The sequence below is a fragment of the Flagellimonas aequoris genome (assembly GCF_003584165.1).
GTDB classification, from domain to species: Bacteria; Bacteroidota; Bacteroidia; order Flavobacteriales; family Flavobacteriaceae; genus Flagellimonas; species Flagellimonas aequoris.
This window is the reverse complement of the sequence record NZ_QXFJ01000023.1, coordinates 441718-466687: the sequence shown is the minus strand read 5'-3', so window position 1 is coordinate 466687 and position 24970 is coordinate 441718. Positions and strand designations below refer to the sequence as shown.

The 24970-nt window shown below is 43.3% G+C and carries 30 protein-coding genes; 9 read left to right on the top strand and 21 right to left on the bottom strand.

All coding sequences use genetic code 11. From position 1 onward, the window contains the following. Nucleotides 1–50 precede the first annotated feature (50 nt). Complete coding sequence (locus D2U88_RS10750; RefSeq protein ID WP_235855775.1) at nucleotides 51–2651, top strand: TonB-dependent receptor; 2601 nt, start codon at nucleotides 51–53, stop codon at nucleotides 2649–2651. 5 nt (nucleotides 2652–2656) lie between these two features. Here D2U88_RS10750 and D2U88_RS10745 read toward each other — a convergent pair whose 3' ends face one another. After that, nucleotides 2657–3658, bottom strand: coding sequence for an NAD(P)H-dependent glycerol-3-phosphate dehydrogenase (locus D2U88_RS10745; RefSeq protein ID WP_119640573.1), 1002 nt, complete (start codon nucleotides 3656–3658; stop codon nucleotides 2657–2659). A 124-nt stretch (nucleotides 3659–3782) separates the two neighbouring features. Here D2U88_RS10745 and D2U88_RS10740 point away from each other — a divergent pair, with 124 nt between their 5' ends. Then, nucleotides 3783–4700 carry a nicotinic acid mononucleotide adenyltransferase gene (locus tag D2U88_RS10740; protein ID WP_119640661.1) on the top strand — a complete coding sequence of 306 codons (918 nt, stop codon included), beginning with the start codon at nucleotides 3783–3785 and terminating at the stop codon, nucleotides 4698–4700. Between the two features lie 94 nt (nucleotides 4701–4794). Here the strand turns inward: D2U88_RS10740 and D2U88_RS10735 are convergent, their stop codons facing one another. Further along, nucleotides 4795–5637, bottom strand: a complete 843-nt coding sequence (locus D2U88_RS10735; RefSeq protein WP_119640572.1) for a helix-turn-helix transcriptional regulator — start codon at nucleotides 5635–5637, stop codon at nucleotides 4795–4797. Nucleotides 5638–5778: 141 nt separating this feature from the next. Here D2U88_RS10735 and D2U88_RS10730 point away from each other — a divergent pair, with 141 nt between their 5' ends. Next, nucleotides 5779–6750: a phytanoyl-CoA dioxygenase family protein gene (locus D2U88_RS10730; RefSeq protein WP_119640660.1), complete on the top strand. Its 972-nt coding sequence runs from the start codon at nucleotides 5779–5781 to the stop codon at nucleotides 6748–6750. Nucleotides 6751–6832: 82 nt separating this feature from the next. Next, nucleotides 6833–8365: a SulP family inorganic anion transporter gene (locus tag D2U88_RS10725; protein ID WP_119640571.1), complete on the top strand. Its 1533-nt coding sequence runs from the start codon at nucleotides 6833–6835 to the stop codon at nucleotides 8363–8365. Nucleotides 8366–8378: 13 nt separating this feature from the next. Here D2U88_RS10725 and D2U88_RS10720 read toward each other — a convergent pair whose 3' ends face one another. From D2U88_RS10720 to D2U88_RS10655, 14 genes are all read right to left on the bottom strand, one after another. Continuing rightward, complete coding sequence (locus tag D2U88_RS10720; RefSeq protein WP_147378577.1) at nucleotides 8379–8657, bottom strand: hypothetical protein; 279 nt, start codon at nucleotides 8655–8657, stop codon at nucleotides 8379–8381. Nucleotides 8658–8716: 59 nt separating this feature from the next. Then, nucleotides 8717–9331 carry a DinB family protein gene (locus D2U88_RS10715; protein ID WP_220473499.1) on the bottom strand — a complete coding sequence of 205 codons (615 nt, stop codon included), beginning with the start codon at nucleotides 9329–9331 and terminating at the stop codon, nucleotides 8717–8719. Nucleotides 9332–9365: 34 nt separating this feature from the next. Continuing rightward, on the bottom strand, nucleotides 9366–9653 hold the full coding sequence (locus D2U88_RS10710; protein WP_119640568.1) for a type II toxin-antitoxin system RelE/ParE family toxin: 288 nt from the start codon (nucleotides 9651–9653) through the stop codon (nucleotides 9366–9368). Next, on the bottom strand, nucleotides 9646–9885 hold the full coding sequence (locus tag D2U88_RS10705) for a ribbon-helix-helix domain-containing protein (RefSeq protein ID WP_119640567.1): 240 nt from the start codon (nucleotides 9883–9885) through the stop codon (nucleotides 9646–9648). Before D2U88_RS10705 ends, D2U88_RS10710 begins: the two co-directional genes overlap by 8 nt. 134 nt (nucleotides 9886–10019) lie before the next feature. After that, the gene (locus tag D2U88_RS10700) at nucleotides 10020–10778 is read right to left on the bottom strand and encodes a DUF6090 family protein (RefSeq protein WP_119640566.1); all 759 of its coding nucleotides are present in this window, start codon (nucleotides 10776–10778) and stop codon (nucleotides 10020–10022) included. Between the two features lie 96 nt (nucleotides 10779–10874). Then, the gene (locus D2U88_RS10695) at nucleotides 10875–11354 is read right to left on the bottom strand and encodes a hypothetical protein (RefSeq protein ID WP_119640565.1); all 480 of its coding nucleotides are present in this window, start codon (nucleotides 11352–11354) and stop codon (nucleotides 10875–10877) included. A gap of 123 nt (nucleotides 11355–11477) precedes the next feature. Continuing rightward, the gene (locus D2U88_RS10690; protein WP_119640564.1) at nucleotides 11478–11951 is read right to left on the bottom strand and encodes a hypothetical protein; all 474 of its coding nucleotides are present in this window, start codon (nucleotides 11949–11951) and stop codon (nucleotides 11478–11480) included. Nucleotides 11952–12070: 119 nt separating this feature from the next. Then, nucleotides 12071–12541 carry a hypothetical protein gene (locus D2U88_RS10685; protein WP_119640563.1) on the bottom strand — a complete coding sequence of 157 codons (471 nt, stop codon included), beginning with the start codon at nucleotides 12539–12541 and terminating at the stop codon, nucleotides 12071–12073. Between the two features lie 2 nt (nucleotides 12542–12543). Continuing rightward, complete coding sequence (locus D2U88_RS10680) at nucleotides 12544–13356, bottom strand: META domain-containing protein (RefSeq protein ID WP_119640562.1); 813 nt, start codon at nucleotides 13354–13356, stop codon at nucleotides 12544–12546. Next, on the bottom strand, nucleotides 13353–13772 hold the full coding sequence (locus tag D2U88_RS10675; RefSeq protein WP_119640561.1) for an META domain-containing protein: 420 nt from the start codon (nucleotides 13770–13772) through the stop codon (nucleotides 13353–13355). The genes D2U88_RS10680 and D2U88_RS10675 overlap by 4 nt, the downstream gene beginning before the upstream one ends. 95 nt (nucleotides 13773–13867) lie before the next feature. Beyond that, complete coding sequence (locus D2U88_RS10670) at nucleotides 13868–14572, bottom strand: membrane or secreted protein (RefSeq protein WP_119640560.1); 705 nt, start codon at nucleotides 14570–14572, stop codon at nucleotides 13868–13870. 85 nt (nucleotides 14573–14657) lie between these two features. Next, on the bottom strand, nucleotides 14658–15137 hold the full coding sequence (locus tag D2U88_RS10665; protein WP_119640559.1) for a c-type cytochrome: 480 nt from the start codon (nucleotides 15135–15137) through the stop codon (nucleotides 14658–14660). Between the two features lie 108 nt (nucleotides 15138–15245). Continuing rightward, nucleotides 15246–16205, bottom strand: coding sequence for a YheT family hydrolase (locus tag D2U88_RS10660; RefSeq protein WP_119640558.1), 960 nt, complete (start codon nucleotides 16203–16205; stop codon nucleotides 15246–15248). Between the two features lie 8 nt (nucleotides 16206–16213). Further along, nucleotides 16214–17191, bottom strand: coding sequence for an NAD(P)H-dependent flavin oxidoreductase (locus tag D2U88_RS10655; RefSeq protein WP_119640557.1), 978 nt, complete (start codon nucleotides 17189–17191; stop codon nucleotides 16214–16216). A 115-nt stretch (nucleotides 17192–17306) separates the two neighbouring features. Here D2U88_RS10655 and D2U88_RS10650 point away from each other — a divergent pair, with 115 nt between their 5' ends. Then, nucleotides 17307–17780 (top strand): acyl-CoA thioesterase, encoded by a 474-nt coding sequence (locus D2U88_RS10650; protein WP_119640556.1) that lies wholly within the window; start codon nucleotides 17307–17309, stop codon nucleotides 17778–17780. A gap of 25 nt (nucleotides 17781–17805) precedes the next feature. Here D2U88_RS10650 and D2U88_RS10645 read toward each other — a convergent pair whose 3' ends face one another. The 4 genes from D2U88_RS10645 to D2U88_RS10630 all read right to left on the bottom strand — a co-directional run bounded on the left by D2U88_RS10645 (nucleotide 17806) and on the right by D2U88_RS10630 (nucleotide 20165). Further along, the gene (locus D2U88_RS10645; RefSeq protein ID WP_119640555.1) at nucleotides 17806–18702 is read right to left on the bottom strand and encodes a DMT family transporter; all 897 of its coding nucleotides are present in this window, start codon (nucleotides 18700–18702) and stop codon (nucleotides 17806–17808) included. Beyond that, a complete protein-coding gene (locus D2U88_RS10640) occupies nucleotides 18699–19052 on the bottom strand; it encodes an arsenate reductase family protein (RefSeq protein ID WP_119640554.1) in 354 nt (117 codons plus the stop codon). Before D2U88_RS10640 ends, D2U88_RS10645 begins: the two co-directional genes overlap by 4 nt. A gap of 51 nt (nucleotides 19053–19103) precedes the next feature. Continuing rightward, a complete protein-coding gene (locus D2U88_RS10635) occupies nucleotides 19104–19796 on the bottom strand; it encodes an aspartate/glutamate racemase family protein (RefSeq protein ID WP_119640553.1) in 693 nt (230 codons plus the stop codon). 66 nt (nucleotides 19797–19862) lie between these two features. Beyond that, nucleotides 19863–20165, bottom strand: a complete 303-nt coding sequence (locus D2U88_RS10630) for an ArsR/SmtB family transcription factor (RefSeq protein ID WP_119640552.1) — start codon at nucleotides 20163–20165, stop codon at nucleotides 19863–19865. A 76-nt stretch (nucleotides 20166–20241) separates the two neighbouring features. On the opposite strand from D2U88_RS10630, the gene D2U88_RS10625 reads away from it, so the two are divergent. Then, nucleotides 20242–20709: a DinB family protein gene (locus D2U88_RS10625; RefSeq protein WP_119640551.1), complete on the top strand. Its 468-nt coding sequence runs from the start codon at nucleotides 20242–20244 to the stop codon at nucleotides 20707–20709. On the opposite strand, the gene D2U88_RS10620 is transcribed toward D2U88_RS10625, so the two are convergent. Then, nucleotides 20706–21449 carry a DUF3298 and DUF4163 domain-containing protein gene (locus D2U88_RS10620; RefSeq protein ID WP_119640550.1) on the bottom strand — a complete coding sequence of 248 codons (744 nt, stop codon included), beginning with the start codon at nucleotides 21447–21449 and terminating at the stop codon, nucleotides 20706–20708. The genes D2U88_RS10625 and D2U88_RS10620 overlap by 4 nt on opposite strands. A gap of 86 nt (nucleotides 21450–21535) precedes the next feature. On the opposite strand from D2U88_RS10620, the gene D2U88_RS10615 reads away from it, so the two are divergent. From D2U88_RS10615 to recO, 3 genes are all read left to right on the top strand, one after another. After that, the gene (locus D2U88_RS10615) at nucleotides 21536–22690 is read left to right on the top strand and encodes a cystathionine gamma-synthase (protein WP_119640549.1); all 1155 of its coding nucleotides are present in this window, start codon (nucleotides 21536–21538) and stop codon (nucleotides 22688–22690) included. Between the two features lie 129 nt (nucleotides 22691–22819). Next, complete coding sequence (gdhA, locus tag D2U88_RS10610; protein ID WP_119640548.1) at nucleotides 22820–24163, top strand: NADP-specific glutamate dehydrogenase; 1344 nt, start codon at nucleotides 22820–22822, stop codon at nucleotides 24161–24163. Between the two features lie 87 nt (nucleotides 24164–24250). Further along, nucleotides 24251–24970, top strand: a complete 720-nt coding sequence (gene recO / locus D2U88_RS10605; protein WP_119640547.1) for a DNA repair protein RecO — start codon at nucleotides 24251–24253, stop codon at nucleotides 24968–24970.

Genomic DNA, 24970 nt, shown 5'->3' with positions numbered 1-24970 from the left:
TTTTTTTCAACCTTACCAACTCTTTCGGTCAGAATATAGTCCTAAGCGGTATGGTAAAGGATACTACCAGTGCCACACCGTTGGTCAATACCAACATTTTGGCCTTTCCCCAAAACCCCGATGAAAGCACCCGGTTTGCCATCAGCAACGAAAAAGGGGAATATGTGCTCCGCTTGGAAAAGGATGTTGCCTACACCATTGAGGTAAGCTATCTCGGTTACCAAAAACTTGTTTTTGAATATACGGCCACCCAAGACGAGACCAAAGATTTAGCCCTGGTTCCCAAGGCAAATGACCTGGAAGAGGTGGTGCTGGAATATAAAATCCCCATTGAAGTAAAGGAAGACACCATTACTTACCAAACCGATGTTTTTGTAACCGGAGAGGAGCGAAAATTACGGGAAGTGCTCAAAAAACTCCCGGGCATAGAAGTGGACCGCGAAGGAAACGTTACCGCGCAGGGCAAAAAAGTGACCAAGGTACTGGTAGAGGACAAGACCTTTTTTACTGGCAACAGCAAACTGGCCGTGAACAACATTCCTGCGGATGCCGTGGACCAGGTTCAAGTGTTGGACAACTACAACAAAATTGGTTTTTTAAAAGGGCTTCAGGATTCCGATGAGGTCGCCCTTAACATCAAGCTCAAGGAGGACAAAAAAAAATTCGCCTTTGGCGACATGGAAGTTGGGGGAGGTATTAAGGACCGTTATTTGGTCCATCCCAACATTTTTTATTACAGTCCCAAGACCAACCTCAATTTTATCGGCGACTTGAACAACGTGGGCATCAAGAGTTTTACCCTCACCGATTATCTGGAGTTCAACGGCGGGTTTGGAAAGCTCATTGGGGATATCGGCGCATATCTGTCCCTGAGCAACGATGATTTTTCACAATTTTTGTCCAACACTGATTTCAAGGCCAATACCAATCGTTTTGGAGCTTTGAACATAAGACAATCGGTCACTTCCAAAATGGACATCAATAGCTATGCTATTGTCAATGGAAGTACCACTGTGACCGAAACCAACTACCTCAATACATACATTAATTCTGATGGTTCCTTTGACGAAGGCAGAAATGTCACCAATGATTATGACAATTTCTTCTTGATCGGAAAATTCACTGTGGAACACGAACCCAATTCCAAGGAACAACTATCCGCAAACACCTTTGTAAAACTCACAGAGAATAAGGGAGAAGGTTCCATTCTGACACAGAGCTTTGATCAAAGCAACTTTTTTAATACCGTTTCGAATATTTCTGCCCTTGATCTTAAACAGAACCTGGAATACAACAAGCGCTTTTCAAGGGCCCAGACCTTTAGCATGGAGGCAACGGTTGCACATTTAAAGAATACCCCTGATAAGGATTGGGAAACCAATGATGCCTTTCTTTTTGGACTTATTCCTTTGGAGGAGGACACCATGTATAAGGTCTTGCAGCAAAAACAGACCCATACCACTTCCTTTGATTTGGTTTTGAAGGATTATTGGGTACTCAATAATTACAACCATATCTACACCAGTATTGGCACAAGCCTTTCTTTTGAAGATTTTAAAGTACAGGAAGCACAGCAACTCTCCAATGGAACCATAAATGATTTTTCCGAAAATGGATTTGGAAACGATATTGACCATCGCTTTAATGATAGCTTTTTAGGATTGGAGTACAAGTTTCTGACAGGAATCTTCACGGTGAAATCAGGTCTTTTTTATCATCAGTACAATTGGGACAATGACCAGAAGGGTGTCTCCATACAAAACAATATCCAAGTTTTATTGCCGACATTTAATGCCGAAGCAGAGTTCAACAACAGTGAAAAGCTACGCTTTCAATACAGGCAACGGATGCGCTTTCCCAATATGGGACAATTGGCGGCCAACTTCATGCTAGGGTCTTTCAATTCAGTGATTCTTGGTAATCCAGAGTTGCAGAACGAACGAATCCATTCCTATTCATTGAACTATTTCAAATACAGCCTGTTCCGGGGGCTGAACCTCAATGCTGGGATTACCTATAACAGAAAAAGTCAGGGCATTAAAAATACAACAGTGTTGGACGGTATTGATCAATTTGTGACCTATACCATATTCAACCAACCAGAGAATGGATTCACGGCCAATTTCAATTTTGGAAAGAAAATCAATAAAATTAAGTTAGGGTTGGAAAGTAGGGGGAGCTACAATGAGTTTTATCAATTGGTAAATAATAATGTATCCAAGAATCTATCCCGATCCATATCCCTTACAGGTAAAATGGAGACCTTTTTTATTAATTGGCCAAATGTGGAATTGGGTTATACCCATCAACCTTCCATATATAGAACAGTGAATACTAGGAACACCTTTACCAACACAAGGTTTTCTGCACAAATTAACTATGTGTTTTTAAAGGATTTTCATTTCAAGGGAGACTTTGAAAGGACCGAGTACAAAAATGAAGATCAAAACCTGACCAATATCTTTAATGTAGCAGGCGCTTCTTTGTTCTATCAAAAAGAAAACAGCCCTTGGGGTTTCGAAATCTCTACATCCAACCTTTTTGATGTGAGTTATAAACGGCAGAACTCCTTTTCAGATTTCCTGATAAGTGATCAATCCACCCTCATTATGCCAAGAATTGCAATGTTCAAAATCGTTTACAAACTTTAGATTGCTTAATCCAACTTCTCTGTCAATTTCTCAAAAACCTTTTTGGGATCCTTGTTTTTGTATAGTATTTGGTACACCGCATTGATGATAGGCGTCTTGGATTTCTTCTCCAATTTTTCCATCAACAAATGGGCGCTTTTGGTTGCGTAATACCCTTCGGCCACCATGTTCATCTCCATCATGGCGCTTTTTACGGTATAGCCCTTTCCGATCATGTTCCCGAACATGCGGTTTCTACTAAAAACGGAATAGCCCGTCACCAAAAGGTCTCCCAAATAGGCCGAGGCGTTGATGTTGCGTTTCATTTTATAGACTCGATCTATGAACCGTTTCATCTCCCGGATGGCGTTGCTCATAAGGACACTTTGAAAATTGTCGCCATAACCTAAACCATGAGCAATCCCAGCGGCAATGGCATAAATGTTCTTCAGCATGGCGGCATATTCGGTACCGATGATGTCGTCGGAAATTTTGGTACGGATGTATTCACTTTTTAAATGTTCGGCCACTATTTTAGCCTTCTTGGCATCGGCGCAGGCAATGGTCAAATAGGATAAACGTTCCAAGGCCACCTCTTCGGCATGGCAGGGTCCTGTGAGTACCCCGATGTTCTCAAAGGGAATGTTATATTTTTCATGAAAATGCTCCCCCACGATCAAACCACTTTCGGGAACAATGCCCTTGATGGCTGAAAATATGATCTTGTCTTTCAGGGAAGCCGTCAATTTTTGAAGTTCGCCCTCCAAAAAAGCGGAAGGGATGGCAAAGATCAACACATCACTGGCTTCCACAATTTCATTGATGTCATGACTCAAATGAAGTTGTTCCACCTCAAATTCCACCGAACTCAAATAATTGGGGTTATGCCCCTCTTTAATGATGTGCCTGATGGCCGAATCACTCCGCATATACCACCCAACACGGTCCCCGTTTTCCGTCAACATTTTTACAATGGCCGTTCCCCAGCTCCCTCCACCAAAAACACCGAATCGTAGTTTGTCTTGCATGCAACCAAATTAGGCTGTAAAGCTAAAAAATAAAATCATGGCTTCATTATCAATTGATTATCAAATAGTTAAAAATTTTGGCACGGTGCTTGGTTTACATGAGGTGAACTTTAAAGCCTCGATTATGAAAAATGGAAAACTACTCTTTGGAATTTTAATGATAGGCCTTTTGGCCAGTTCGTGCTACACCGAGGTCATCGTGGACGACGGATATATTGAAGAATCACCCATCAACACCGCCTTGGTTTTGGAATCCTATGATCTGTGGTATATCGATATCAATGCCACCAAAGGAAACGGGGAAGTTCCTTTCCTACAACGGGCCTTTACCATTTCCTTTGACAGGGGAGTCGTGTACGCCAATAACAATTTGGTGGGAATAGGCAAAACCGGAAATGGTTTGGGGATTGATGTGGGAACCTATGGAACTTTTGTTGGACAAGTTGAGGTGGATCATGATGTGGACGGGCTTTGGCTTCTCGATGTGTATGCCGTGAACAACAACACCTTGGAGTTATACGATGCCAAGAGCAAAACTTCCTATATTCTTCGTGGCTTCCAGAGAAGCACCTTCGATTACGATCAAGTGTTCTACGATAACATCCATTATTTTCTACAGGAATATCAGGTTTGGGAGAAAACCTATACCAGCGAAGTTGGTGCACTGAATGATTTTGATGAGGAAAATTACCTCCAGTTCTTCTCCGATGGCGGTGGATATTTTAGATCTTCCATTGATGGACAGGGCATCCCGATTTCCAACATTCAATGGGACTATGAAGGGGATTACGAAGTGTACGATGTGGCCAACGATGCAGCCCTAAAAACTTTAACACTGGATTATGACTTCTTGGGCAATGATTATTTTGAGTTGTACGTTATTAATGACAGTACAATAGAGTTGTACCATGTGTCCAGCGGAACGGTCTATGAGTTTACAGGAAGAGGATACATGCAGTTTTTGAAATCAGGAGATACGGGTAAAAAACGTTCTAAGATTATTAACCCGACCATGAACGTAACCCGACAACGAGATATGTAAGGAAGAACAGTAATGTTCGACTATACTAATAGTTTTTTTGGTTGGTTATTTAGTTAAGGGCCGCCCCAAGTAGCAATACTTGGGGCGGTTCTTTTTAGGACTGTTTCCTTTTGTAGGTCGATGGGTTTTCCCCACTGATCTTTTTAAAGGTCCTATTAAAATAGGAGAGGCTTTCAAATCCACACTCGTAGCAGGTTTCGGTGATGTTTCTTCCGGCCAGCAAAAGTCGCTTGGCCTGGGTGATGCGGTATTGGTTCAAAAATTGGGTAAAGGTGCTACCCGTGTTCTGTTTAAAGTACCTACAAAAAGCCTCCTTGCCCAAATTTACTTGCTGGGCCATATCGTCCAATTCAATTTTTTGGGAATAATGCTCATCAATATAGGAATACACCTGTTGCAACCGTTGTTGCTGTTTGTTTGCCTTATCGTTGATGATGGGATTGGTATGCAACAGTTCAAATTCATTGCTTTTCGCCAAGATTTTCAACAGTTTCAAGATTTCCAAAAATTGCCCGAACCGGGTCATGGGCTGTAATTGTTTCATGATCTGCCCCACGGATTTTTTCGTCTCCCCATAAAAGGCAATGCCGTGTTGTGATTTTTCCAAGAGTTCATAAACATCTTCCAGTTCCTCGATCTCACTGAACACTTTTTCTTTAAAGGAAGCACTTATGTGCAATACCTCTTTGTGGTATTCCGTGCGGATGCCATGATCAAAATTCAAATGGGGAATGTTGGAACCGATCAGTACCAGGTCACTTCCAGTAAAGTTGGACAAATGATGCCCCACATGCCGTTTCCCGTTGGCCCCTTCAATATAGACCAGTTCAAACTCCGGATGAAAATGCCAAAAGAACAAGTCGTTCAACTTCGGATTGTGTAATAAATGAAAGGAACTCTTGTCATTCGGTTGTATGTTTTCGAGCTGAATTTTCAATTTATTGTCCTTTATGTTTTCAATTTAAGAAATAAAAGTCAATAAAGTTCAAAAATTGGTCAATGTTAGGGTGGAAACCCATAAACCATCCCCCTAGTTTTGAATAATTCAATTTTGAACCTAAAAAACAGAAACGATATGATGCAACAACAAATGAAGGTGGAAATGGCGAACAAGGCCCACGAAAATATTCCGGGCAACCCTTCTACCGCTACCAGCAGCAAGATCAGATTGAACGACCGCTCCAACGGAAAACCCTTAAGGGTTTTATCGGAAGAAGATTGGGCTTTTTGGATAGAGAACGGATACATTGTGATCAAGAATGCAGTGCCGAGGGAACAAGCCCAGGCAACGGCCGATTTTATTTGGGAGTTCGATGAAAAGGACCCCAACGATCCAGAAACTTGGTATGCCCCTGCACGTGCCGAAATGAAGATGAAGGAACTGACGGGAACCGGGATGGTAGAGGTCTATAACCATCAACATTTGTGGAACAACCGTCAGACGCAAAAGGTTTACGATGCCTTTGTGGACATCTGGGGCACCGAAAAATTGTGGGTCACCATCGATCGGGCCAATTTGAACATACCGCAACGCCCCGGGGAGAACAGAAAAGGGTTCATCCATTGGGATTACGATCCGGAGACGCGACCACAAAATGTTCAGGGGGTTTTGGCCTTGGCCGACCAAACGGATGAAAATATGGGAGGTTTTCAATGCATTCCTTGGTTGTACCGAAATTATGATACCTGGAAACTGACCCAACCCGAAGACCGTGATCACTTTCAACCAGATGTCACCGGACTGGAGGACAAAATTGTAAAAGTAAAATTGGAAGCAGGTGACCTTATGATTTTCAATAGTACCCAACCCCACGGTATCCGTCCGAATAAATCAGGCGACAAGGTGCGCATCGCCCAATACATTTCCATGATGCCAGCCGAGGAGGACAACGCTGAGATGCGGCAATGGCGCATCAATTCTTGGAAGAATCGCATTGCCCCAGAGGGCTACGCCTTTCCAGGGGATCCCAGAAAATGGGAGCAAACCAGGTACGATACCGCAAAATTAAGCCCGCTTGGCGAGAAGTTATTAGGGTTGACTAACTGGTAGATTGTCAAATCCTTAAAAATGGGGAGGCCATTAGGGTCTTCCCTTTAATAACCCTATTTTTGCCGGCTTCAAGAAAGAAGCCATGAAAAAGTACCTCAACCTTTTTGATTTTTCCCAAAAGGTAAACTACCGAACAGAGATCTTATCGGGCCTTACCGTGGCCTTGGCCCTCGTGCCGGAAGCCATTGCATTTGCGTTCATTGCAGGCCTGTCTCCATTGACAGGATTGTACGCCGCCTTTGTGATGGGCTTGGTCACCTCCATCTTGGGTGGTAGACCGGGAATGATTTCCGGGGCCACAGGTGCCGTTGCAGTGGTGATCGTAAGTTTGGCCCAGCAATATGGGGTAGAATACGTGTTTGCCACGGTAGTGTTGGCGGGAATTTTACAGCTTTTGGCCGGATTCCTTCGGTTGGGGAAATTGATGCGCTTAGTGCCCCATCCGGTAATTTTCGGATTTGTGAACGGCCTTGCCATCATCATTTTTATGTCGCAGTTGGCTCAGTTCAAAACCCCGGAAGGAGATTGGTTAACGGGCAGCACACTTTTCATTTTCTTGGGATTGGTGTTGTTGACGATGCTGATCATTTGGGGATTGCCCAAATTAACGAAAGTGATTCCTGCATCCTTGGCCGCTATTTTGGTGGTGTTCGGGATTGTGTTTTTCTTGGGATTGGATACCCGCACCATTGGTGATATCGCCTCCATTCAAGGCACGTTTCCTCCATTTCATATTCCCGATTTTCCTTTTACTTGGGAGACCTTGAAAATCATTTTTCCCTTTGCGGCGATTGTAGCCGGAGTGGGTTTGATCGAGAGTTTATTGACGCTTAACATTGTGGATGAAATCACTGAAACCCGAGGTAGGGGCAACAAGGAAGCCGTGGCCCAGGGAACGGCCAATATCTTATCCGGATTTTTCTCGGGGATGGGCGGTTGTGCCATGATCGGGCAAAGTTTGATCAATACTTCCAATGGGGCAAGGGCCAGGCTTTCAGGGATTTTTGCAGCCTTGATGCTCTTGGTGTTCATTATGTTCGGCTCCAGTTTGATTGAAAAAGTGCCCATGGCGGCCCTCACCGGGTTGATGATCATGGTGGCATTGGGCACCTTTGAGTGGGCCAGTTTAAAAACCTTCCGCCGTATGCCCAAATCGGATGTGTTGGTGATGGTACTCGTTACCTTGGTAACGGTATTCCTGCACAATTTGGCGTTGGCCGTGTTGGTAGGGGTCATCATTTCTGCCCTGGTGTTCGCTTGGGACAATGCAAAACGGATCAGGGCCAGAAAATATGTGGACGAAGAGGGCATCAAACATTATGAGATTTATGGACCACTCTTCTTTGGAAGCACCACTCTTTTTGCGGAAAAGTTTGATGTGTTGAACGATCCCGAAGAAGTGATCATCGATTTTGCGGAAAGCCGTTTGGTGGATATGTCTGCCATTGAAGCCGTGAACAAGATTACAGAACGCTACCGGAAAGTGGGCAAAAAGCTCCACCTGAAACATTTGAGTAAGGACTGCCAACGCCTTTTAGCCAATGCCGATGATATTATCGAGGTAAATGTTTTGGAAGACCCAACCTATAAGGTTGTGGTCGATAAAATTGACTGATTGTCATTACCTCTTAATCAAGGAAAAGCGCATAAAAAAGGAAACCCAGAAAAACCAAAATCAGAAGGGCAATAAAGTAGTTTTGAATTTCGAGCCATCGATCCTTTTTGGCCTGTTGAATGATCTTGTCACGGATTTTCTTTTGCTCAAAAGGGGTTAGCTCCTTGAACTTTAGTTCGGAGTCACTCACATAGCCTTCGTAAGCTTCTCGAATTTCTTTGAAACTACGCCGTTTGCGCAATAAAGCGCGGTTGGCCTTAACCACTAACATTGGTTGACTTGCAGAACCCATAGACCAAAACGTTTAATTATTGGTAATGGATTTTCAAGAAATGTTACAAAGAGGAGGGCTTAATCGCCTTTGGTCTGTCCCAAAAACGGGTTTACGTTGGGGTTTTGTGGGTTGTCGCTGGCCCTTCGCATTAATGTGATCTGTCCTGTATGGTATATGCAATCCGAGATCATGCCGTTGATGAGGTTCCAAAAGGCAAATTCCGATTCTTGCTCCCCTCTTTTAAAAATCACCTTGAATTTTTCTAGGTCCTCGGCGCTTTTACCCGATACTTTGCCACTGGCGGCTTGCAGGTTTTGCAAGGTTTTGGCCCTGAGTTCTTCATACGGAAGGTTGGTGGGGAACAACGCTTTTTCAAAAGGTTGGGCATCTGGGGCCAACAAAATGTTGTTGGACATGGTATAGATATGCTCCATGGTTTCCAAAATGGTCCTGCCGTCCGCAGAGGGTTTGTAGGCCAGATCTTGTTCCGTTAACCCTTCCGTGGCCCAATAAAACCGATAGCCAAGGCCGTCTATCATTCTGGCCACCAAATTTCCGGGTTCATAGGTTGTAGGATGGGCAGGGATTTCTTTATAGGGAAGTTCCATGTTTTGTGCTTTGATGGATGTGATGGTTAGGAATAGAAAAAATAGGCTAACGGTATTGAAGTATGGATTTTTCATAGAATGCATCATCGTCTGTGTTGGCAACAGTATTTTTTGATTATCAGAGTAGGTTGTCCAAGTCCTGTCTCCCGACGATGGCCATGATCTCCACAACTTCCCCGTTTATTTTGTAGAATATGCTATCCGATCCACAAACACAACGGCGATACCCTTTTTTAAGATGGTCCATTGATTCAAAGGAATACGGACGTTGTGCAATGAGGTCGAAGTATTCAAAAAAGGTTTCAAAATAGTTGTCCGCTTGAGCCATTCCAAATTTGACAATCCCATATTGGTGAATCCGAATCAAATCGTTTTTGGCTTCGTTGCTCAGCTTGTAGTTAGCCATTAAAAAGTGCTTTGGACTGATTCAAAATTTCATCTTTTCCGTCCTTTGTAAATCCACTTTTTTCAGCTTTTTCCAGTTTTGTCCTGATCCAGTCCACTTGGGCCTGTTGTTTTCTAGCCTGCCTCACAAGGTCGTTCACCAATTCACTTTTACTGGAATACTCTTGATTGTCCACTTGGGATTTCAACCACTCATCGTTAGGTTCTGTGAAGGAAATACTTTGTCTGGCCATAAATCGTGTTATTTGGTGCGAAAATACACCAAAAACGAATCAATTCCAAATTTTTGAAGTTGTGGTTAGCAGTTTAGCTATGAGTGGTTGCTAAGGCAGGCAGGCGAATGCTTATAGCCATAGCTGTACTTTCGTTATTTATCCTTTAACTCAATATCGATAATCTGAATCATTCTTTTGATGTTATCTATTAAAGTTTGTTCATCCATTACATTCTCTTTTTTCCAACTAAATATATTGGCTGTTAAATCTTCCATTTCACGATTATTGAAGAACCATTCATAATCTGAGGAGTAAGTTCCCTTTGGGAATTCTTGATACCTTTCAGAAGTGGATATCCCGTTTAGGGCACTTAATTTACCATCTGTAGCAGGCCAAAAACGTTCATTTAGCAGTCTTCTTACGTATCCATCTTCTTGATTGGCATCTAAAACCATAGACTCAAAGGATGAAATAAAGGACTTTAATTCAGGGTTTTGTAGATAATCAATTTTATTTGATGCGATAAGTGATTTGATATATCCATCTTTTGCTTCAAATGAATATCCGCTAAAAGCATTTGATATTAACGAATCCAATTTTAATTCAGAAACATGGGAAACATCTTTTCCAAAGAGTTGTAAAATGGAAATACCATCTTCAAATTCCGATCGGTGTTGTCTATGTATCTTATTTAGCTCCTCAAGGTTGAAATTTAATTCGGTTTTCAAATTTTGAAGAATTTCTATTTCTGCATTTCTAATTTTTCGATCTTCATTCCAATTATTGATCTGCAGTGCAATGAGAATACCAATCACAACCAAAATTATTTCCCCGAAAGCGTATTTCAGATACTTGGTGGTTTTGCCCTCTGACAGTAAATTTTGTCTAATTTTTCTAAAGAATTTTATCATTGGTCAATGGTTGCTTATGATAAAGTACAACGGTCTTGGATATACTAGAGAGGTACAGGCAAGCAATTACTTATAGCCCTTGTTGTAAGCAGTTTTTTATTCATTCAATTCATAGTTTTGAATCTCCTTTAGTCTTCCCCTTTCGGAATGGTTCCACCAAATAAGAAAGATACTTACCCAGAAAATTGTCCCTAGCAAAGTAAGAATCAGTTTTTCCCAAAACTTTTTCATTTTCTTTTCAGAAAAAAGTCCGATTAAGTCCCCAATTGGTCTCAATCTCCCTAGAGCAAATGGGGCGGTAATGAATATTTTGAATTTTTGATAGTTTGAATATCCTATATCAATCCCATCTGCCTCTGTGTTCAGAAATCCATTTTCAAAACTTATTTCCAGCTCTTCATTTATTGAGTCCCACAATTCGTCTTTTTCTGTGCTTGAAACTTTCCTATTATCCAGTTCAATTTTGGCAAGTCTTTTTGTGTCCGAACTCCAAAAATCCCTTTTCGTTCGAGAAATCCAAAGTAGCTCTTCCCATTGGAGCTTAGATAATTTATTTCTGCTTAGACTTTTACTCAAAATTGCTTACAACGGTCTCGTATAACCGTCAGTTACGGGTTAATATGCGTTAATTTTCGGTTTGGCACAGACGTTAGCAATTCCGGATGGATTCGGACGAAGTCGAATCCGCCGTAATTGCGGTTATATATTGTTGTGCATAGTACTTTTATTCTTTTCATAAATCCATTTAGTCGTATATATGCTTAAAATTCCGCCTAAAATCGTAGCCCAACCAACAAAAATCCAACTCCATAAGCAGAACACAAATACTCCAAAAATTCCAAGTAATGGGTCAATCGGTTGAGAAAAGAAATGTTCTCCTAAAATCCAATATCGAAAGTTCAGTTCCAAAGTTATGATATACCAACACAACCAATGAGAAATTAATCCAGTCGCTATTGCTGCAATTATATAATTCGTATGGTTAAATCTTCTCTTTTTCTCAATTAGATATTTCGCAATTAGTTTTGCTGTTATAAATCCAGAAATCCCAGAGTAGATATAGAAATAATTATAATCTTTATTTGTTGACGTATATGCAATCCAAATTCCAACAATAATTCCAATTATCGAAAAGAGTAATCCAAATATGGTTGAGAAAGATTTGATTTTCATTTAGAGCGTTTCGGTATTATGCACAACTTCTTTATATGAGCATAAAATACATCCATATACACACAATATAGCATACAATCAATGTATTTGATCTTCTTCTAACCTATAATACAATTCGATCAAGGTTCACAATCTGTTTTGGACAACGGCATGGAAGAACTAAAACTTAGCGCGTTTTTGTCCTTAAAGGCCTTACCAGTCCCGTCCAATTCGCCATACCCTTCGATCAATTGCCCATCCTTAAACAAAAAGGCCACCTCACGGGTATTGTCTTGGGTCCCTTCGGACATAAAGGTGTATTTGCCAATCAGCACGCTGTCCAGCAGCTCACCGGCAAAGGTCCCGGCATTGGCATCTTTTTCCGAAAGGGCATAACTGAGGCTGCCCAGCACTGTTTCATTGATATGGGTAATTTCCAGAACCACTTTGTTGCCGTTCGCTTCATAGGTATAACAACCTACTTCCAAGGCAGGAACCGGTTGGGGAGGGGCCACAGTTTTCGGTTCTTCGCTGTCCACTTCTTTAGTCTCCTTGGTCTTGCAAGCAAACACAAGAAGCAGGACCAGGGATGTAACAACTATTTTTTTCATGATCAGTCTATTTTTTTGAAGGTGAGCAAATGGGTTTCGGAACCATTGGAAAGATATAGTCTGTTATTTTCCACCTTGTATTGGGTACTGCCTTGCAGGGCGGTCAAAAATTCAGACTCCTTCTCCATATTGGGGCAGGCCATTCGGGTAGAGGCCACTTGGGTAAAACGCAGCAGGTCCTTTTCATAAAAAAGGCTTCCGGTCATGCGATTGCATCCTGAAAATCCAGAGAACCGGTTGCTGTTGATGTTGATTTCCATGTTGGGTACCTCCTGTCCATTAAAATCGGCTTTGGACACCTTGGCCCCCTTCATTTCTTCCAATACCCAAATATCGTGCAGCCTATAATCGGTAACATAAGTGCCGCAGCCTTCCAATGCCTGACTCTCATCCGACCCTGTCGATTTATAGGAGATGGTCACCGTGTAGGGGGAAACTTCGCCCGACATAGCATTGGTGCATTCCTTGTGGGCTATGATGATGTCCATATGAGTGGCCTCGGTCTGGATCCGGAACATTTTAATGTTGGCATCCTGTGCCAAAATAGGGGGGGATGGTGGCGTAACGATGGTGTCCTCCATGGTTTTGAGTTCCACCTTGTTGTCATAGATCTTTAGGCCCCAAAAAGGTTCGGTGCCCGTAGCCTTAAAATAACTGCCATCGATGTCCAAGGTGATGGGTTCTATTTTTCGTACCGTTGTGGAATCCATTTTTTCTTCAGCGGCGGGTTCCGCCTCGGTAGGTGCTTCTTTTTTCTTTTCCACACAACTGGAAAAGCAAACCAATGCTACGATTGCAAAAAGGATCTTTTTCATGGCTGCACTTTTTTGAATCGCATCATGGGAATGTCGCCCAATAAAAGTTGGAGCTTGCCATCCTCAAACGAAAACCCATCAATTTTTTGCATCATTTGAAGGAATTGTCGCTCGCTGCCTCCACAGAACATCATGGTGGTAGGTCCGGGTTCCCCAAAGGAAATAGTGTTCTCTTCGATGATATAATCAGCGGAATAGCCATTACAACTATCGGTGCCGGAAACTTTTTGGGTTTCCTGATCAAAGGTAATCTGAGGTTTTTTTTCAGGGAACAGCCCTTCAAAGGCAATGCGGGGTCCCGAAATGTATTCCAGTTCCCATGTAGTGCCATAAAGCTCATCGGCACTGGATGCAGACCTATTGCAGGAGTCTGCCAGTACCATGGCCAAAATGGCAATGATAATAGAGGTTTTCATTGTACGGAAATTAATGGTTAATGTTTCAGAAAAATACTAAAAAATTGATTTTTAACCCGTAAATCCCCCTATTAATAAATGGACAAGATTCGTGATCAAGGATTTCTAAGGCTCCACACTTCATAAATGGGATCGCCTTTACTGCTCAGTCCGGAATGGTGCCAGTCACCATCCTTTAACTCATAATCAAACTGTAAACCTGCCCCTACCCGCGAATCGTCCCTGGAAAAGAAACCAATGTTTTCCGTGTATTTTCCATCAGCGGTGGTGTAGGTGCCGCCACCAGTTCCCATGAATTGTTTGGTCTCGGTATTGTAAGCGATCCATTGAAAGCGGGTTCCGGATAGGATCTTCATGGTTTTTCTCGGACCGGAAGTATCGCGTTTCACAATTTCACCATCCCGTTTTCTGCCAGAAATGAGCCAAGCGCCATGTAAATCTCCTGGGGTACCGTCATCCAATCGTCTCCAAGTCCATTCGCCCAGTTCAAGTGCTTCACCGTTTATTTTGAAGGCAACGGCATTGGTCGTTCCGACGGATTCTGGATCAGTCGTGGAGTATTCGTAATGGAGGTCCAGTGCATCGCCGTTGGATTTGAAGCTTCCTCCTTTGGTGCCCGAAAATTTTCCTGTGGATTTCTCAAAGATGCCTTCGGAAAAATAATCCCCTGCAAAAATGAGAACGTGTTCTATTTCAATTCCATTGCTTGATTGAGTGGTGGTCCATGCTCCCTGTATGCTTTGGGCATGGATGGCGGGTAAACATAGCAAACCCAAAAGGGTAAAAAGTGCTTTTTTCATGGCTTTTGTATTTACCCTAAAATAAAAAAATGCTGTCGCTTAAGCAATTAAACAACAGCATTTCAATAATATATAGGTTCGGTTACTAGAACGTTCTCAAGTATTCGGCAACGTCCCTTGCTTCATCCTCGGTAAGGTTTTGGTTGAGCATGATCGCATTGTTGTATTCTTTCAGCAAAGCCTTGGCAATAGGATCTTCCTTCAACATACCATCAGGATTCAAGATCATGTTCATGACCCATTCAGGACTTCTTCTGTCATATACACCTTTAAGTGCTGGACCGATCATACGTTGATCGATCATGTGGCAAGCCACACAGATGGACTCGAATTTTCCTTTACCCCTGTCGGCCATGGCTTGGTCAATTTCAGCACCAAATTCCACACTCTTGATGGGACCAACTCCCTTATTGCTCAAATCCACAGGGATTTCTTGACTGGTTGGAGCCTTGGCATCCTCGGTTTTGGTTCTACTTACCTCAAAACCATCTTTCTTTTCTTCCTTTTTTCCTCCGCAACTTGCAATCATGGCACCCAAGGCCAAGAATAGAACTACTTTTTTCATTATTTGCTCAATTGATGTTTGTTTGTGTAAAAAATGCAGCTACTAAGATAGGCATTAGACACTAATAATCGGGCAGTTTTTTGTTTTGAATCTCACAGAGAAGGCATTTCAAAGGGACTCGAAAAAATCCAAGGCTCGTTTCTCGGTATAGGTGATGTTCTTTTTACCCCAAAAACCGACGTGCCCCCCATAATTTGGCGTTTCCAGGTATAGGTTGTGATTTCGGTCTACTTCTTCAAAAGGATAACATTCCGGGCCCAGGAAAGAATCATCCTTGGCGTTGATGATCAAGCTTGGAACAGCGATGTTAGGTAAAAATTGGAGCGAACTACATTGCTCATAATAATCCAGGGCATCCTTAAAATGATGGGCCCGACTGGTGTAGATATCATCAAAATCCTTTAGGGTCTTAATCTTTTTGATGTCGGCATTGGTAATGCGCTCCGGGAACAATTGTTGCTTTTGCCTAAGCTTGTCCAACAGATTTTTTTTGAACCTTTGGGCATACAATACATTTTTGGGACTGAGCAATTGCGTACAGGAATTGTGCAGGCTACAGGGCACGGAAACCGCTACGGCACCCTTCATTTCCTTTGGAATCTGGTTGCCTTCACCCAAATATTTCAACAAAAGGTTACCGCCCAAACTGAAGCCTTTTAAATAAATCTCACTGTAGTTTCTGGTGTTGAGAATGTGGTCGATGACTTCTATCAGATCTTCCGTGGCCCCACTGTGATAGGAGCGATACAAACGGTTTGTTTCCCCACTACAGCCCCTGTAATTCACGGCACAGGCATCGTAACCATTCTCATTCAGGATTTTGGCGCTCCCGGTAATGTAGGGCCGTTGTCCGTCACCTTCCAATCCGTGTAGCAGGATGACCAGTTTTTGGGTCGATTGCGTGGCTTCGCTCCAGTCCAGATCCAAAAAATCCCCATCGGAAAGGATCAATCGCTCCCTTTTTTGCACCACTCCGTTCACGGATCGGATGATTCCCGAATAAATGGTGGCCAAATGACCATTTCGGAAAAATAAGGGTGGTTTATAATTGGAGGCGATTTGTGGCATGGGGCTGTTTAATCTTTGGCGTAGGTTTCAAGGAGTTTGGCCTGTTCTTCTATGGCCGATTTAAACTCGCCCTTCAATTTTTCTACGAGTTTGGAAACAGGAAGCACATCATCTATGGCTGTAGCCCCCTGTCCAGCAGACCAAATGGTTTTCCAAGCTTTGGCCTCGGTGTTGAGCTCCTTGCCAAAGTCGATTTTGGTATCTTTTTTCAAATCCTCTTCGGTAATGCCCGCAGCTTTAAGGCTGGCAGCCAAAAAATTGGCATGTACCCCAGAAATGGCAGCCGTATAGACAATGTCACTGGCCCCGGCATCCATGATCATTTTTCGATATTCTTCCGTAGCCTGACTTTCTTCGGTATTAATAAAACGGGTCCCCATATAGGCTAGGTCGGCCCCCATTTGCATGGCAGAGGCAATGTCCCGTCCCGTGCTGATGCACCCCGAAAGCAAAATGGTCTTATGGAAGAATTTTTTCACTTCGGTGATCAAGCTCATGGGATTGATGGTCCCGCCGTGCCCACCGGCACCTGCCGATACGAGGATCAAACCATCCACTCCAGCTTCGGCCGCTTTTTCGGCATGTCTTTTTTTGATGATATCATGGAAAACCAAACCGCCATAACTGTGAATGGCATCGACCACCATGCTTACGGCACCCAAGGAGGTAATGACCAAGGGGACTTTATGCTTCATACAGAGTCTTACATCGGCCTCCAAACGTGGATTGGTGGGATGCACCACCAAGTTCACCCCAAAGGGAGCTGCTTTTTTGCCGGTTTCCTCCTCAAATTTTTTGAGCTCGGATTTGATTTCGATGAGCCATTCCTCAAAACCTTCACTGGTGCGTTGGTTCAATGCCGGAAAGGTGCCGACGATACCGTTCTTGCAGCATTCGATGACCAATTTGGGCCCAGAGATCAAAAACATGGGGGCGGCTACAACGGGTAAGGAAAGGTTTTGGATGAATTCGGCTTTTTGGCTCATGGCGTGATGTTAAACTATGTTTAAAAATAGGAACTATTCTGCTACTCGATGGAAACAGTATTCAAAACTATGGTATTTTTACAATTATTATGCATGCATAACAAAATAACCTGCTATGTTTTTTAAAGAGTTCGAGATTCGTTGGAGCGATTTGGATGCCAATCGCCACATGGCCAATTCGGCCTACATCAATTTTATGAGCCATACCCGGATGGCGTATTTGGGCCAGTTGGGCTTCAACCAAGTGAGTATGGCCATCCACAATATAGGCCCCGTGGTTTTCTATGAACACGTCTATTATTTTAAGGAGGCCTTCCCTGGTAGACCGGTAAAAGTTTCCTTGGAATTTGTGGGGATGAGCGAGGATGGGATGTTCTTTGAGTTCCGGCACAACTTTTACGATTTCAAAGGCAAAAATTTTGCCCGTTGTGAGATGATGGGTGCTTGGATCGATTTGAAGGAGCGAAAGTTGATAGGTCTTCCCGTAGAATTTTTGGAAGCGTTCCAGGCCATGGAACAATCAAAGGATTTTAAGGTTTTGACCAAGGAGGACACCCGAAAGTTCGTTCAGGTTCCCAAAGACCTGTAACAAATCCAAAAGACCTTTTTTATAGCTACCCTACGTTGGGTTTAGGCTTTTTGCTGGCGAGGTATACCCCGACCAATACAAAGGTCGTAGCCACTATTTTGATAAGGGTAAGATGGTCTTTGCCTGAAAAAAGGGCAAAAACGATGCCGACCAAAGGTTGCATGTATACAAACGCCCCTACGGTCGAGGCCTTGAGTTGGGTCAATGCAAATACGTTGAACAAGTACGTCAGGAACGTGGTCCCGATGACAACGAACGCAATGGAACCATAGGCCCAAAGCGGCATGGCACCCCAGTCCATTTCCAGCGCATCGGGGAGGGTAATGGGTAGATTAATGATAATGGCAATGGTGAACAGCCACTTCATCAAAGTAAACGGGTGGTACTTTTCAATCAGTTTTTTTACCACGATGAGGTACGCGCCGTAAGCGGTAGCATTTACTACGAACAAAAAGTTGCCCAATGGAATGTTAGGGGCATCATGGCGAATCTCGGCCCCAAAAAGAATAAGTCCAATAGCCCCAACGAAACCCAGGAACACGCCAAGCCCTTTGTTGAGGGTAATCCGTTCGCTCAAAAACAAAGAGGATAAAATCACTACAATGATAGGAGTAATGGTGACCAAGACCGCACTGTTGATCGGGGTAGATAGTTGCAGGCCCTTAAAAAAGGAGAGCATGTTCACGACCATACCCAAGATGGCACATGCCAAAATTCGCCCCCAGTCCCTTTTCTCTATTTTTTCCTTGGGACCAAAAATGGAGATGAGCCAAAAAAGGATGGCGGCTCCGGTGACCCTCAGCAATATAAACCCAAAGGGTTTTACATAGGTGGGCATGACCCCCTTGGCTACGGTATGGTTGATGCCATAGATGGTAGTGGCCCCAATGGCAGCCAGTATGGCCAAGGTTCTTTTACTCATGGATGTAGGGCTTCCTTGGCCGCTTGGACCGTTTTCTTGGAATTGCCCACAAAAATCTGCCCATCCACAAGGATTACGGGCCTTTTCAAAAAGGTGTAATGCTCCAAAATCAATTCCCTATAGTCTTTTTCGGAAAGTTCTTTTTCATGGAGGCCTTTTTGCCGGAACAACATGGCCCTTTTGCTGAACAATGATTCGAAGCTTCCGGAAAGTGCCTTCATTTCATCAACTTGCGCGGCTGTCATGGGTTCCGATTTTATTTCTTGAAGTTGAACCCCGTCCAAAGGTTCCAATTCTTTAAGAATACGTTGACAGGTGGAACAGCTGCCCAAGTGGTATATTTTTTTCATGATCTAATAGTGATGAATTGCCAAAAGAAGTCAAAATTACGCCAAATCATATTAAGATAGTGCTAATTCAATGGCTTTTCGGGCGTGGATCTTGGTCGTGTCAAATGTTGGGAGTGCGGCTTCATTGGAGGGAATGAGCAAAGGAAGTTCGGTGCAGCCCAAGATGGCACCTTCCGCTCCTTCGGCCTTCATTTTTTTGATGATGTCCAAGCAAACTTGTTTGGATGTGTCTTTAAAAACCCCTTTTACCAATTCATTATAGATGATGGATTGAAGGGATTCCCTGTCCTCGGCATTTGGTATCAACACTTCCAAACCAAAGTCCTCTTCCAAAATCTTGGTATAAAAATCCTCCTCCATGGTAAACTTGGTCCCCAATAGAGCCACCCTTTTCATGCCTTTTTCTTGAATGGCTTCGCCAGTAGCGTTGGCGATATGTAAAAAAGGAATGTTTATGGCCTCGGTGATATAATTGCTCACCAGATGGATGGTGTTGGTACAGAGCAAGACCAAGTCTGATCCTGCGGTTTCCAACTTTTTGGCTTCTCTGGCCATAAGCTGCCCGATCTTTTCCCAATCCCCGGAAAAGGAATAACGCTCAATTTCATCAAAGTCCACAGAGGAGAGCATACATTTTGAAGAATGAGAACCCCCTAATTGTTCCCGTGTCATTTCATTGAGGTGTTGGTAATATATTTTGGAAGATTCCCAACTCATTCCCCCGATCATTCCGATTGTTTTCATGATTTATTTTTTTAAAGGTTGGCCCATGCATTGGGCAGTTTCTCCAAAGGAGATCTATTTAAAAAATTACAATTCGTTTTGTATGGCTTCGATGTATGCTTGGATCACATCCTCATTTCTTTTGTAATAGGTCCATTTGCCATGTCGGGTCGGGATGACCAGATCAGCATTCTGCATGGAGTTCAAATAGGTTGAAATGGTGGATTGGGACAACCCGGTCTTATCTTGGATGTATCCCACACAAACGCCATCGTTAAAATGGTCAATGTCCTGATGGGGCGGAAAATTTAATTCAGGGTTTTTCAACCATTTCAAAATATTAACCCTAGTTTTATTGGACAGAACCTTATTGATTTCAATGATATCCATAAGGCAAATATAATTAAATATTTACATATCTAAAAATATAGATATGTAATGGTGACTTAATCTTTTGATTGATGATATGGAAAAGTTATTTGACATTCTACTAAAGAACAGGAAAATACTACATGGCTATTTGCAGAATACCCCAAAGGAGGATTTATTCAGGATTCCTGAAGGGTTCAACAACAATATTTGGTGGAACGTCGCCCATGTGGTGGTGACCCCTCAGTTATTATTGTATGGGTTGAGCGGTCGTGACTTTACCATAGAGGAGGAATTGATCAACAAATACCGAAAGGGAACATTCCCGGATGGCGAGCCTTCCAAAACGGAAATGGAGAAAATAGACGCCTACTTGTTCAGCACGGTCAAACACATTCAACTGGATTACGAACACGGAAGGTTCAAAAACTTTCAGGAATACATGACCTCGGTAAAAATTGAGTTGAGCGGTCCAGAGGATGCCATTGCGTTCAACGTCTTCCACGAAGGATTGCACCTTGGTGCCATAATGGCCTTAAAACATGCTCTGGAAAGGGACCGTTAGGATTTTACGGTCTTGAATTTCAAGTACTTGTTGATGTCATCAAAAGCAAGGGTCAATACAATAGGTCCATCGGCATAAGATGCCACCTCGTACTGGTTGTACACCATTTGGATTCCGTTTGGGGTATAGCCTAAATTTTGCGCCAAATGGAACGCATCGCCTTCGAACATAAACCCCGTGGCATTAATATTCTTGTCCTGTGGAATTTTTTCTTGGTCCCGGAATTGGGCTTCAGCAAATTGGGCAAACCCTTCATAATCTTCAAACAGATCGTAGTTTTCCAACTCTGTTCCTTCTACTTTGTCAAAATTCAAAAAAGAGGTTGAGGCATAGCCGTGGGCACCGCCAGTGAAGGAATAGGAATTCAATTTGATGGTCACAATGTTGGTATCCTCATAAACCACTTCCCCATTGATTTGGGCTTCCCAGGCCACTTCCTCCGGAAATTTTTCCTTGAGCTCTTTGTAACTGTCGGTAAAAGATGCAATGGCCTTATCCACACTGTCAATGGTTTGGTCCTCGCTAAAAGATAATAACGAAATGATTTCCTCCCTTAAAGACCTGTTGATGGCGGTGGCCACGGATGATTCATCCAATGCATTGGGGATGTGGATTTCTATTGTAGGACAATCGGTGCAGTTTTCCCCTCCCAGTTGAAGGGTATCGAAGGTAAGTTTACTTTCAGTTTCACAACCTACAACAAAAGCAAGTATCAAGAATACACCAAGGCATTTTTTCATGTTATGGAATTTTAGGGTCATCAAAAATAACACATCGTTGAATACGCCGAAAGATAACGATACATTTGTAGCTAGAATTGACCCGTATGAGCAAAAAAGAGTTAAAATTCAACAGTAAGACCATACACGGTGGGCAACAGCCAGACAAGGCCTACGGTGCCGTGATGCCCCCGATATACCAAACCTCCACCTATGCCCAATCCACCCCAGGCGGACATTTGGGATACGAATATTCCAGAAGTGCCAATCCCACCCGGACGGCTTTGGAAAATGCCTTGGCCAGTATTGAAAATGGGGAATGCGGCATGGCCTTCGCCAGTGGATTAGCCGCCATAGATGCCGTTATGAAATTGTTGGAACCCGGTGATGAGGTCATTTCAACCAGTGACTTATATGGGGGTAGTTACCGACTTTTTAAGCGGGTCTATGAAAAATTTGGCATCACTTTTCGGTTTGTGGAGATGGGCCATGTGGACAACATTGCGGTGCAGATCAATGATAAGACCAAGTTGGTTTGGGTAGAAACGCCCACCAACCCCATGATGAATATTATCGACATAAAAGCCGTTTCCGAAATCACCAAAAAGCACGGTTTGTTGCTGGCGGTGGACAACACCTTCGCAACGCCGTATCTACAACGGCCGTTGGATCTAGGCGCCGATATAGTGATGCACTCGGCCACCAAATATCTCGGCGGCCACAGTGATGTGGTCGTGGGAGCTTTGGTGGTGAGTGACAAGGATTTGGCTGACCGATTGTATTTTATCCAGAATGCCAGCGGTGCCGTTTGTGGACCCATGGATAGTTTTTTAACGCTTCGGGGTATCAAAACGCTCCATGTTCGGATGCAGCGGCATTGCGAAAACGGGGAGGCCGTTGCCCACTTTCTCAAAAACCATCCAAAAATAGAAAAAGTGTATTGGCCAGGTTTTAAGAGCCATCCCAATCATGAAGTAGCCAAGAATCAAATGAGTGGATTTGGTGGGATGATTTCCTTTGTGCCCAAAGGTGGAAGCTATGACGATGCCATAAAAATTGTGGAGAAACTGAAAATATTTACCCTAGCGGAATCGTTAGGGGGTGTGGAAAGTTTGGCCGGCCATCCTGCCAGCATGACCCATGCGAGCATTCCCAAATCCGAACGTGAAAAAAGTGGTGTGGTGGATGCCTTGATCCGGTTGAGTGTGGGTATTGAGGATGTAGAGGATTTGATGGACGATCTGGAACAGGCACTCACCTAAACTTTTTGAAAAATTTATAAAAAATAAATATTCAAATTATGGAAATAATATAATTTTGCCGTCAAATTCATAATTCACTAAAAATCACCCCGTAGCCAGCGCGAGGGGACAACTAATTTTAATCCGAATATGGAAGAAAAAATCAAAGTATTTATGGATGAGGTGAAGGCCAGAAACGGTCACGAACCAGAATTCATTCAAGCCGTGCAGGAAGTAGCGGAAACTGTGATCCCTTACATTGTTCAGCACGACATTTATCATGGGAAGAATATCCTTTTGCGTATGGTGGAGCCCGAGCGATTGATTTCGTTCCGAGTGGCGTGGGTTGATGATGCAGGCGAGATCCACGTAAACCGTGGGTACCGTATCCAAATGAACTCCGCTATCGGCCCATACAAAGGGGGGCTTCGTTTTCACCCAACCGTAAATGCCAGCGTATTGAAGTTCTTGGCGTTTGAACAAGTCTTCAAAAATAGTTTGACTACCCTGCCAATGGGTGGAGGTAAAGGGGGTTCCGATTTTGATCCAAAAGGAAAATCGGATGATGAGATCATGCGTTTTTGCCATGCCTTCATGACCGAGCTTTGCCGTCATATTGGTCCGAATACCGACGTTCCCGCAGGGGATATCGGGGTAGGTGCCCGTGAAATTGGGTTCCTTTTCGGGATGTACAAGAAAATCCGCAATGAGTTTACAGGGGTATTGACCGGTAAAGGTCTTTCTTGGGGTGGATCTTTGATCCGTCCAGAAGCTACCGGTTATGGAACCGTTTACTTTGCTGATAGCATGCTCAAAACCAAAGGGGAATCTTTCGAAGGCAAGAAAGTGGTCATTTCCGGATCAGGAAACGTGGCCCAGTATGCAGCCGAAAAGGTGCTTCAAATGGGAGGTAAGGTGTTGACGCTATCTGATTCCAGTGGATATATTTATGACAAAGATGGTATCGATGCGGATAAGTTGGCCTTCGTTATGGACTTGAAGAACAACAAACGCGGACGTATCTCCGAATATGCGGATAAATATCCTTCCGCTTCTTTTCATAAAGGGGAAACCCCATGGAAGGTGAGCTGTGATATTGCCCTTCCGTGTGCTACCCAGAACGAGTTGAATGGTGACGATGCGGCTGCATTGATCAAAAATGGTTGTATTGCCGTGGCCGAAGGAGCCAATATGCCTTCAACGCCAGAAGCCGTACATGCATTCCATGATGCCAAAATTTTGTTTGCACCAGGTAAGGCATCCAACGCAGGTGGTGTGGCTACTTCAGGTTTGGAAATGTCCCAGAACTCGCTTCGCATTAGCTGGACCCGTGAGGAAGTTGATGAACGTTTAAAGGGAATCATGGCCGGGATCCACGATGCCTGTATCCAATATGGACAAGAAGAAGATGGATACTGTAACTATGTAAAAGGAGCCAATATTGCAGGTTTCGTAAAGGTTGCAGACGCCATGTTGGCCCAAGGGGTCATATAGTTTAGACCGTCTAGAATGGTTTTGGTTAGCAGTTGCCGGAAGTTGTGTTTATTTTTACACTTCCGGTAACTGCTTCTTTTTTAGCCCATGCAAGTAACAACTAAGGCCATTGTTCTATCTTCCCTAAAATATGGGGACACTAGTTTGATCGTCCGTGCCTATACTGAATCGGATGGGTTAAAGTCCTACTTGTTGAAAGGGGTCTTGGCGTCAAAAAAAGGAAAATTGAAATCCGCCTACTTCCTTCCATTGATGCAATTGGAAATAGAAGCCTACCACAAGAATAAGGGCACTTTGGAAAGTATACGTGAGGTAAAGGTGGCCGTTCCCTACAAAACCCTTCATACCGATATCGTGAAGAACAGTGTGGTACTCTTTTTGGCCGAAATGCTGGGGAACAGCATACATGAACAAGAGCAGGACCAAAGTCTGTTCAATTATTTGGAATATAGCTTGCAATGGTTGGACGCGCATATCTTGCCACCCGATTTCCATATCCTGTTTTTGCTCAACCTGAGCAAGTATTTGGGGTTTTATCCGGACACATCCCTCCGAGATTTGTCTTTTTTTGATCTTCAGGAAGGGGAATTTTGCCCATCACCATCACTTAATCCGCTGATTCATAGTGAAATATTGTTAGATTTTAAGAAATTTTTAGGCATGAATTTTGATGCATTAAATGCGATAAAACTAACTAAGTCTAACAGGCGGGAACTCTTAAAAATGGTAATACTGTACTACCGATTGCATGTGCACGGATTCAGGGAACCGAAGTCCCTCGCCATACTAAATGCAGTGTTTAATTAA

What these genes read in the sequence shown, in the direction of transcription:
- D2U88_RS10750 (WP_235855775.1), top strand. Translation starts at nt 51, where the DNA reads ATGGTAAAGGATACTACCAGTGCCACACCGTTGGTCAATACCAACATT.
- D2U88_RS10745 (WP_119640573.1), bottom strand. Translation starts at nt 3,658, where the DNA reads ATGCAAGACAAACTACGATTCGGTGTTTTTGGTGGAGGGAGCTGGGGA.
- D2U88_RS10740 (WP_119640661.1), top strand. Translation starts at nt 3,783, where the DNA reads ATGAAAAATGGAAAACTACTCTTTGGAATTTTAATGATAGGCCTTTTG.
- D2U88_RS10730 (WP_119640660.1), top strand. Translation starts at nt 5,779, where the DNA reads ATGCAACAACAAATGAAGGTGGAAATGGCGAACAAGGCCCACGAAAAT.
- D2U88_RS10725 (WP_119640571.1), top strand. Translation starts at nt 6,833, where the DNA reads ATGAAAAAGTACCTCAACCTTTTTGATTTTTCCCAAAAGGTAAACTAC.
- D2U88_RS10720 (WP_147378577.1), bottom strand. Translation starts at nt 8,657, where the DNA reads ATGGGTTCTGCAAGTCAACCAATGTTAGTGGTTAAGGCCAACCGCGCT.
- D2U88_RS10715 (WP_220473499.1), bottom strand. Translation starts at nt 9,331, where the DNA reads ATGCATTCTATGAAAAATCCATACTTCAATACCGTTAGCCTATTTTTT.
- D2U88_RS10710 (WP_119640568.1), bottom strand. Translation starts at nt 9,653, where the DNA reads ATGGCTAACTACAAGCTGAGCAACGAAGCCAAAAACGATTTGATTCGG.
- D2U88_RS10705 (WP_119640567.1), bottom strand. Translation starts at nt 9,885, where the DNA reads ATGGCCAGACAAAGTATTTCCTTCACAGAACCTAACGATGAGTGGTTG.
- D2U88_RS10700 (WP_119640566.1), bottom strand. Translation starts at nt 10,778, where the DNA reads ATGATAAAATTCTTTAGAAAAATTAGACAAAATTTACTGTCAGAGGGC.
- D2U88_RS10690 (WP_119640564.1), bottom strand. Translation starts at nt 11,951, where the DNA reads ATGAAAATCAAATCTTTCTCAACCATATTTGGATTACTCTTTTCGATA.
- D2U88_RS10685 (WP_119640563.1), bottom strand. Translation starts at nt 12,541, where the DNA reads ATGAAAAAAATAGTTGTTACATCCCTGGTCCTGCTTCTTGTGTTTGCT.
- D2U88_RS10680 (WP_119640562.1), bottom strand. Translation starts at nt 13,356, where the DNA reads ATGAAAAAGATCCTTTTTGCAATCGTAGCATTGGTTTGCTTTTCCAGT.
- D2U88_RS10675 (WP_119640561.1), bottom strand. Translation starts at nt 13,772, where the DNA reads ATGAAAACCTCTATTATCATTGCCATTTTGGCCATGGTACTGGCAGAC.
- D2U88_RS10670 (WP_119640560.1), bottom strand. Translation starts at nt 14,572, where the DNA reads ATGAAAAAAGCACTTTTTACCCTTTTGGGTTTGCTATGTTTACCCGCC.
- D2U88_RS10665 (WP_119640559.1), bottom strand. Translation starts at nt 15,137, where the DNA reads ATGAAAAAAGTAGTTCTATTCTTGGCCTTGGGTGCCATGATTGCAAGT.
- D2U88_RS10660 (WP_119640558.1), bottom strand. Translation starts at nt 16,205, where the DNA reads ATGCCACAAATCGCCTCCAATTATAAACCACCCTTATTTTTCCGAAAT.
- D2U88_RS10655 (WP_119640557.1), bottom strand. Translation starts at nt 17,191, where the DNA reads ATGAGCCAAAAAGCCGAATTCATCCAAAACCTTTCCTTACCCGTTGTA.
- D2U88_RS10650 (WP_119640556.1), top strand. Translation starts at nt 17,307, where the DNA reads ATGTTTTTTAAAGAGTTCGAGATTCGTTGGAGCGATTTGGATGCCAAT.
- D2U88_RS10645 (WP_119640555.1), bottom strand. Translation starts at nt 18,702, where the DNA reads ATGAGTAAAAGAACCTTGGCCATACTGGCTGCCATTGGGGCCACTACC.
- D2U88_RS10640 (WP_119640554.1), bottom strand. Translation starts at nt 19,052, where the DNA reads ATGAAAAAAATATACCACTTGGGCAGCTGTTCCACCTGTCAACGTATT.
- D2U88_RS10635 (WP_119640553.1), bottom strand. Translation starts at nt 19,796, where the DNA reads ATGAAAACAATCGGAATGATCGGGGGAATGAGTTGGGAATCTTCCAAA.
- D2U88_RS10630 (WP_119640552.1), bottom strand. Translation starts at nt 20,165, where the DNA reads ATGGATATCATTGAAATCAATAAGGTTCTGTCCAATAAAACTAGGGTT.
- D2U88_RS10625 (WP_119640551.1), top strand. Translation starts at nt 20,242, where the DNA reads ATGGAAAAGTTATTTGACATTCTACTAAAGAACAGGAAAATACTACAT.
- D2U88_RS10620 (WP_119640550.1), bottom strand. Translation starts at nt 21,449, where the DNA reads ATGAAAAAATGCCTTGGTGTATTCTTGATACTTGCTTTTGTTGTAGGT.
- D2U88_RS10615 (WP_119640549.1), top strand. Translation starts at nt 21,536, where the DNA reads ATGAGCAAAAAAGAGTTAAAATTCAACAGTAAGACCATACACGGTGGG.
- gdhA (WP_119640548.1), top strand. Translation starts at nt 22,820, where the DNA reads ATGGAAGAAAAAATCAAAGTATTTATGGATGAGGTGAAGGCCAGAAAC.
- recO (WP_119640547.1), top strand. Translation starts at nt 24,251, where the DNA reads ATGCAAGTAACAACTAAGGCCATTGTTCTATCTTCCCTAAAATATGGG.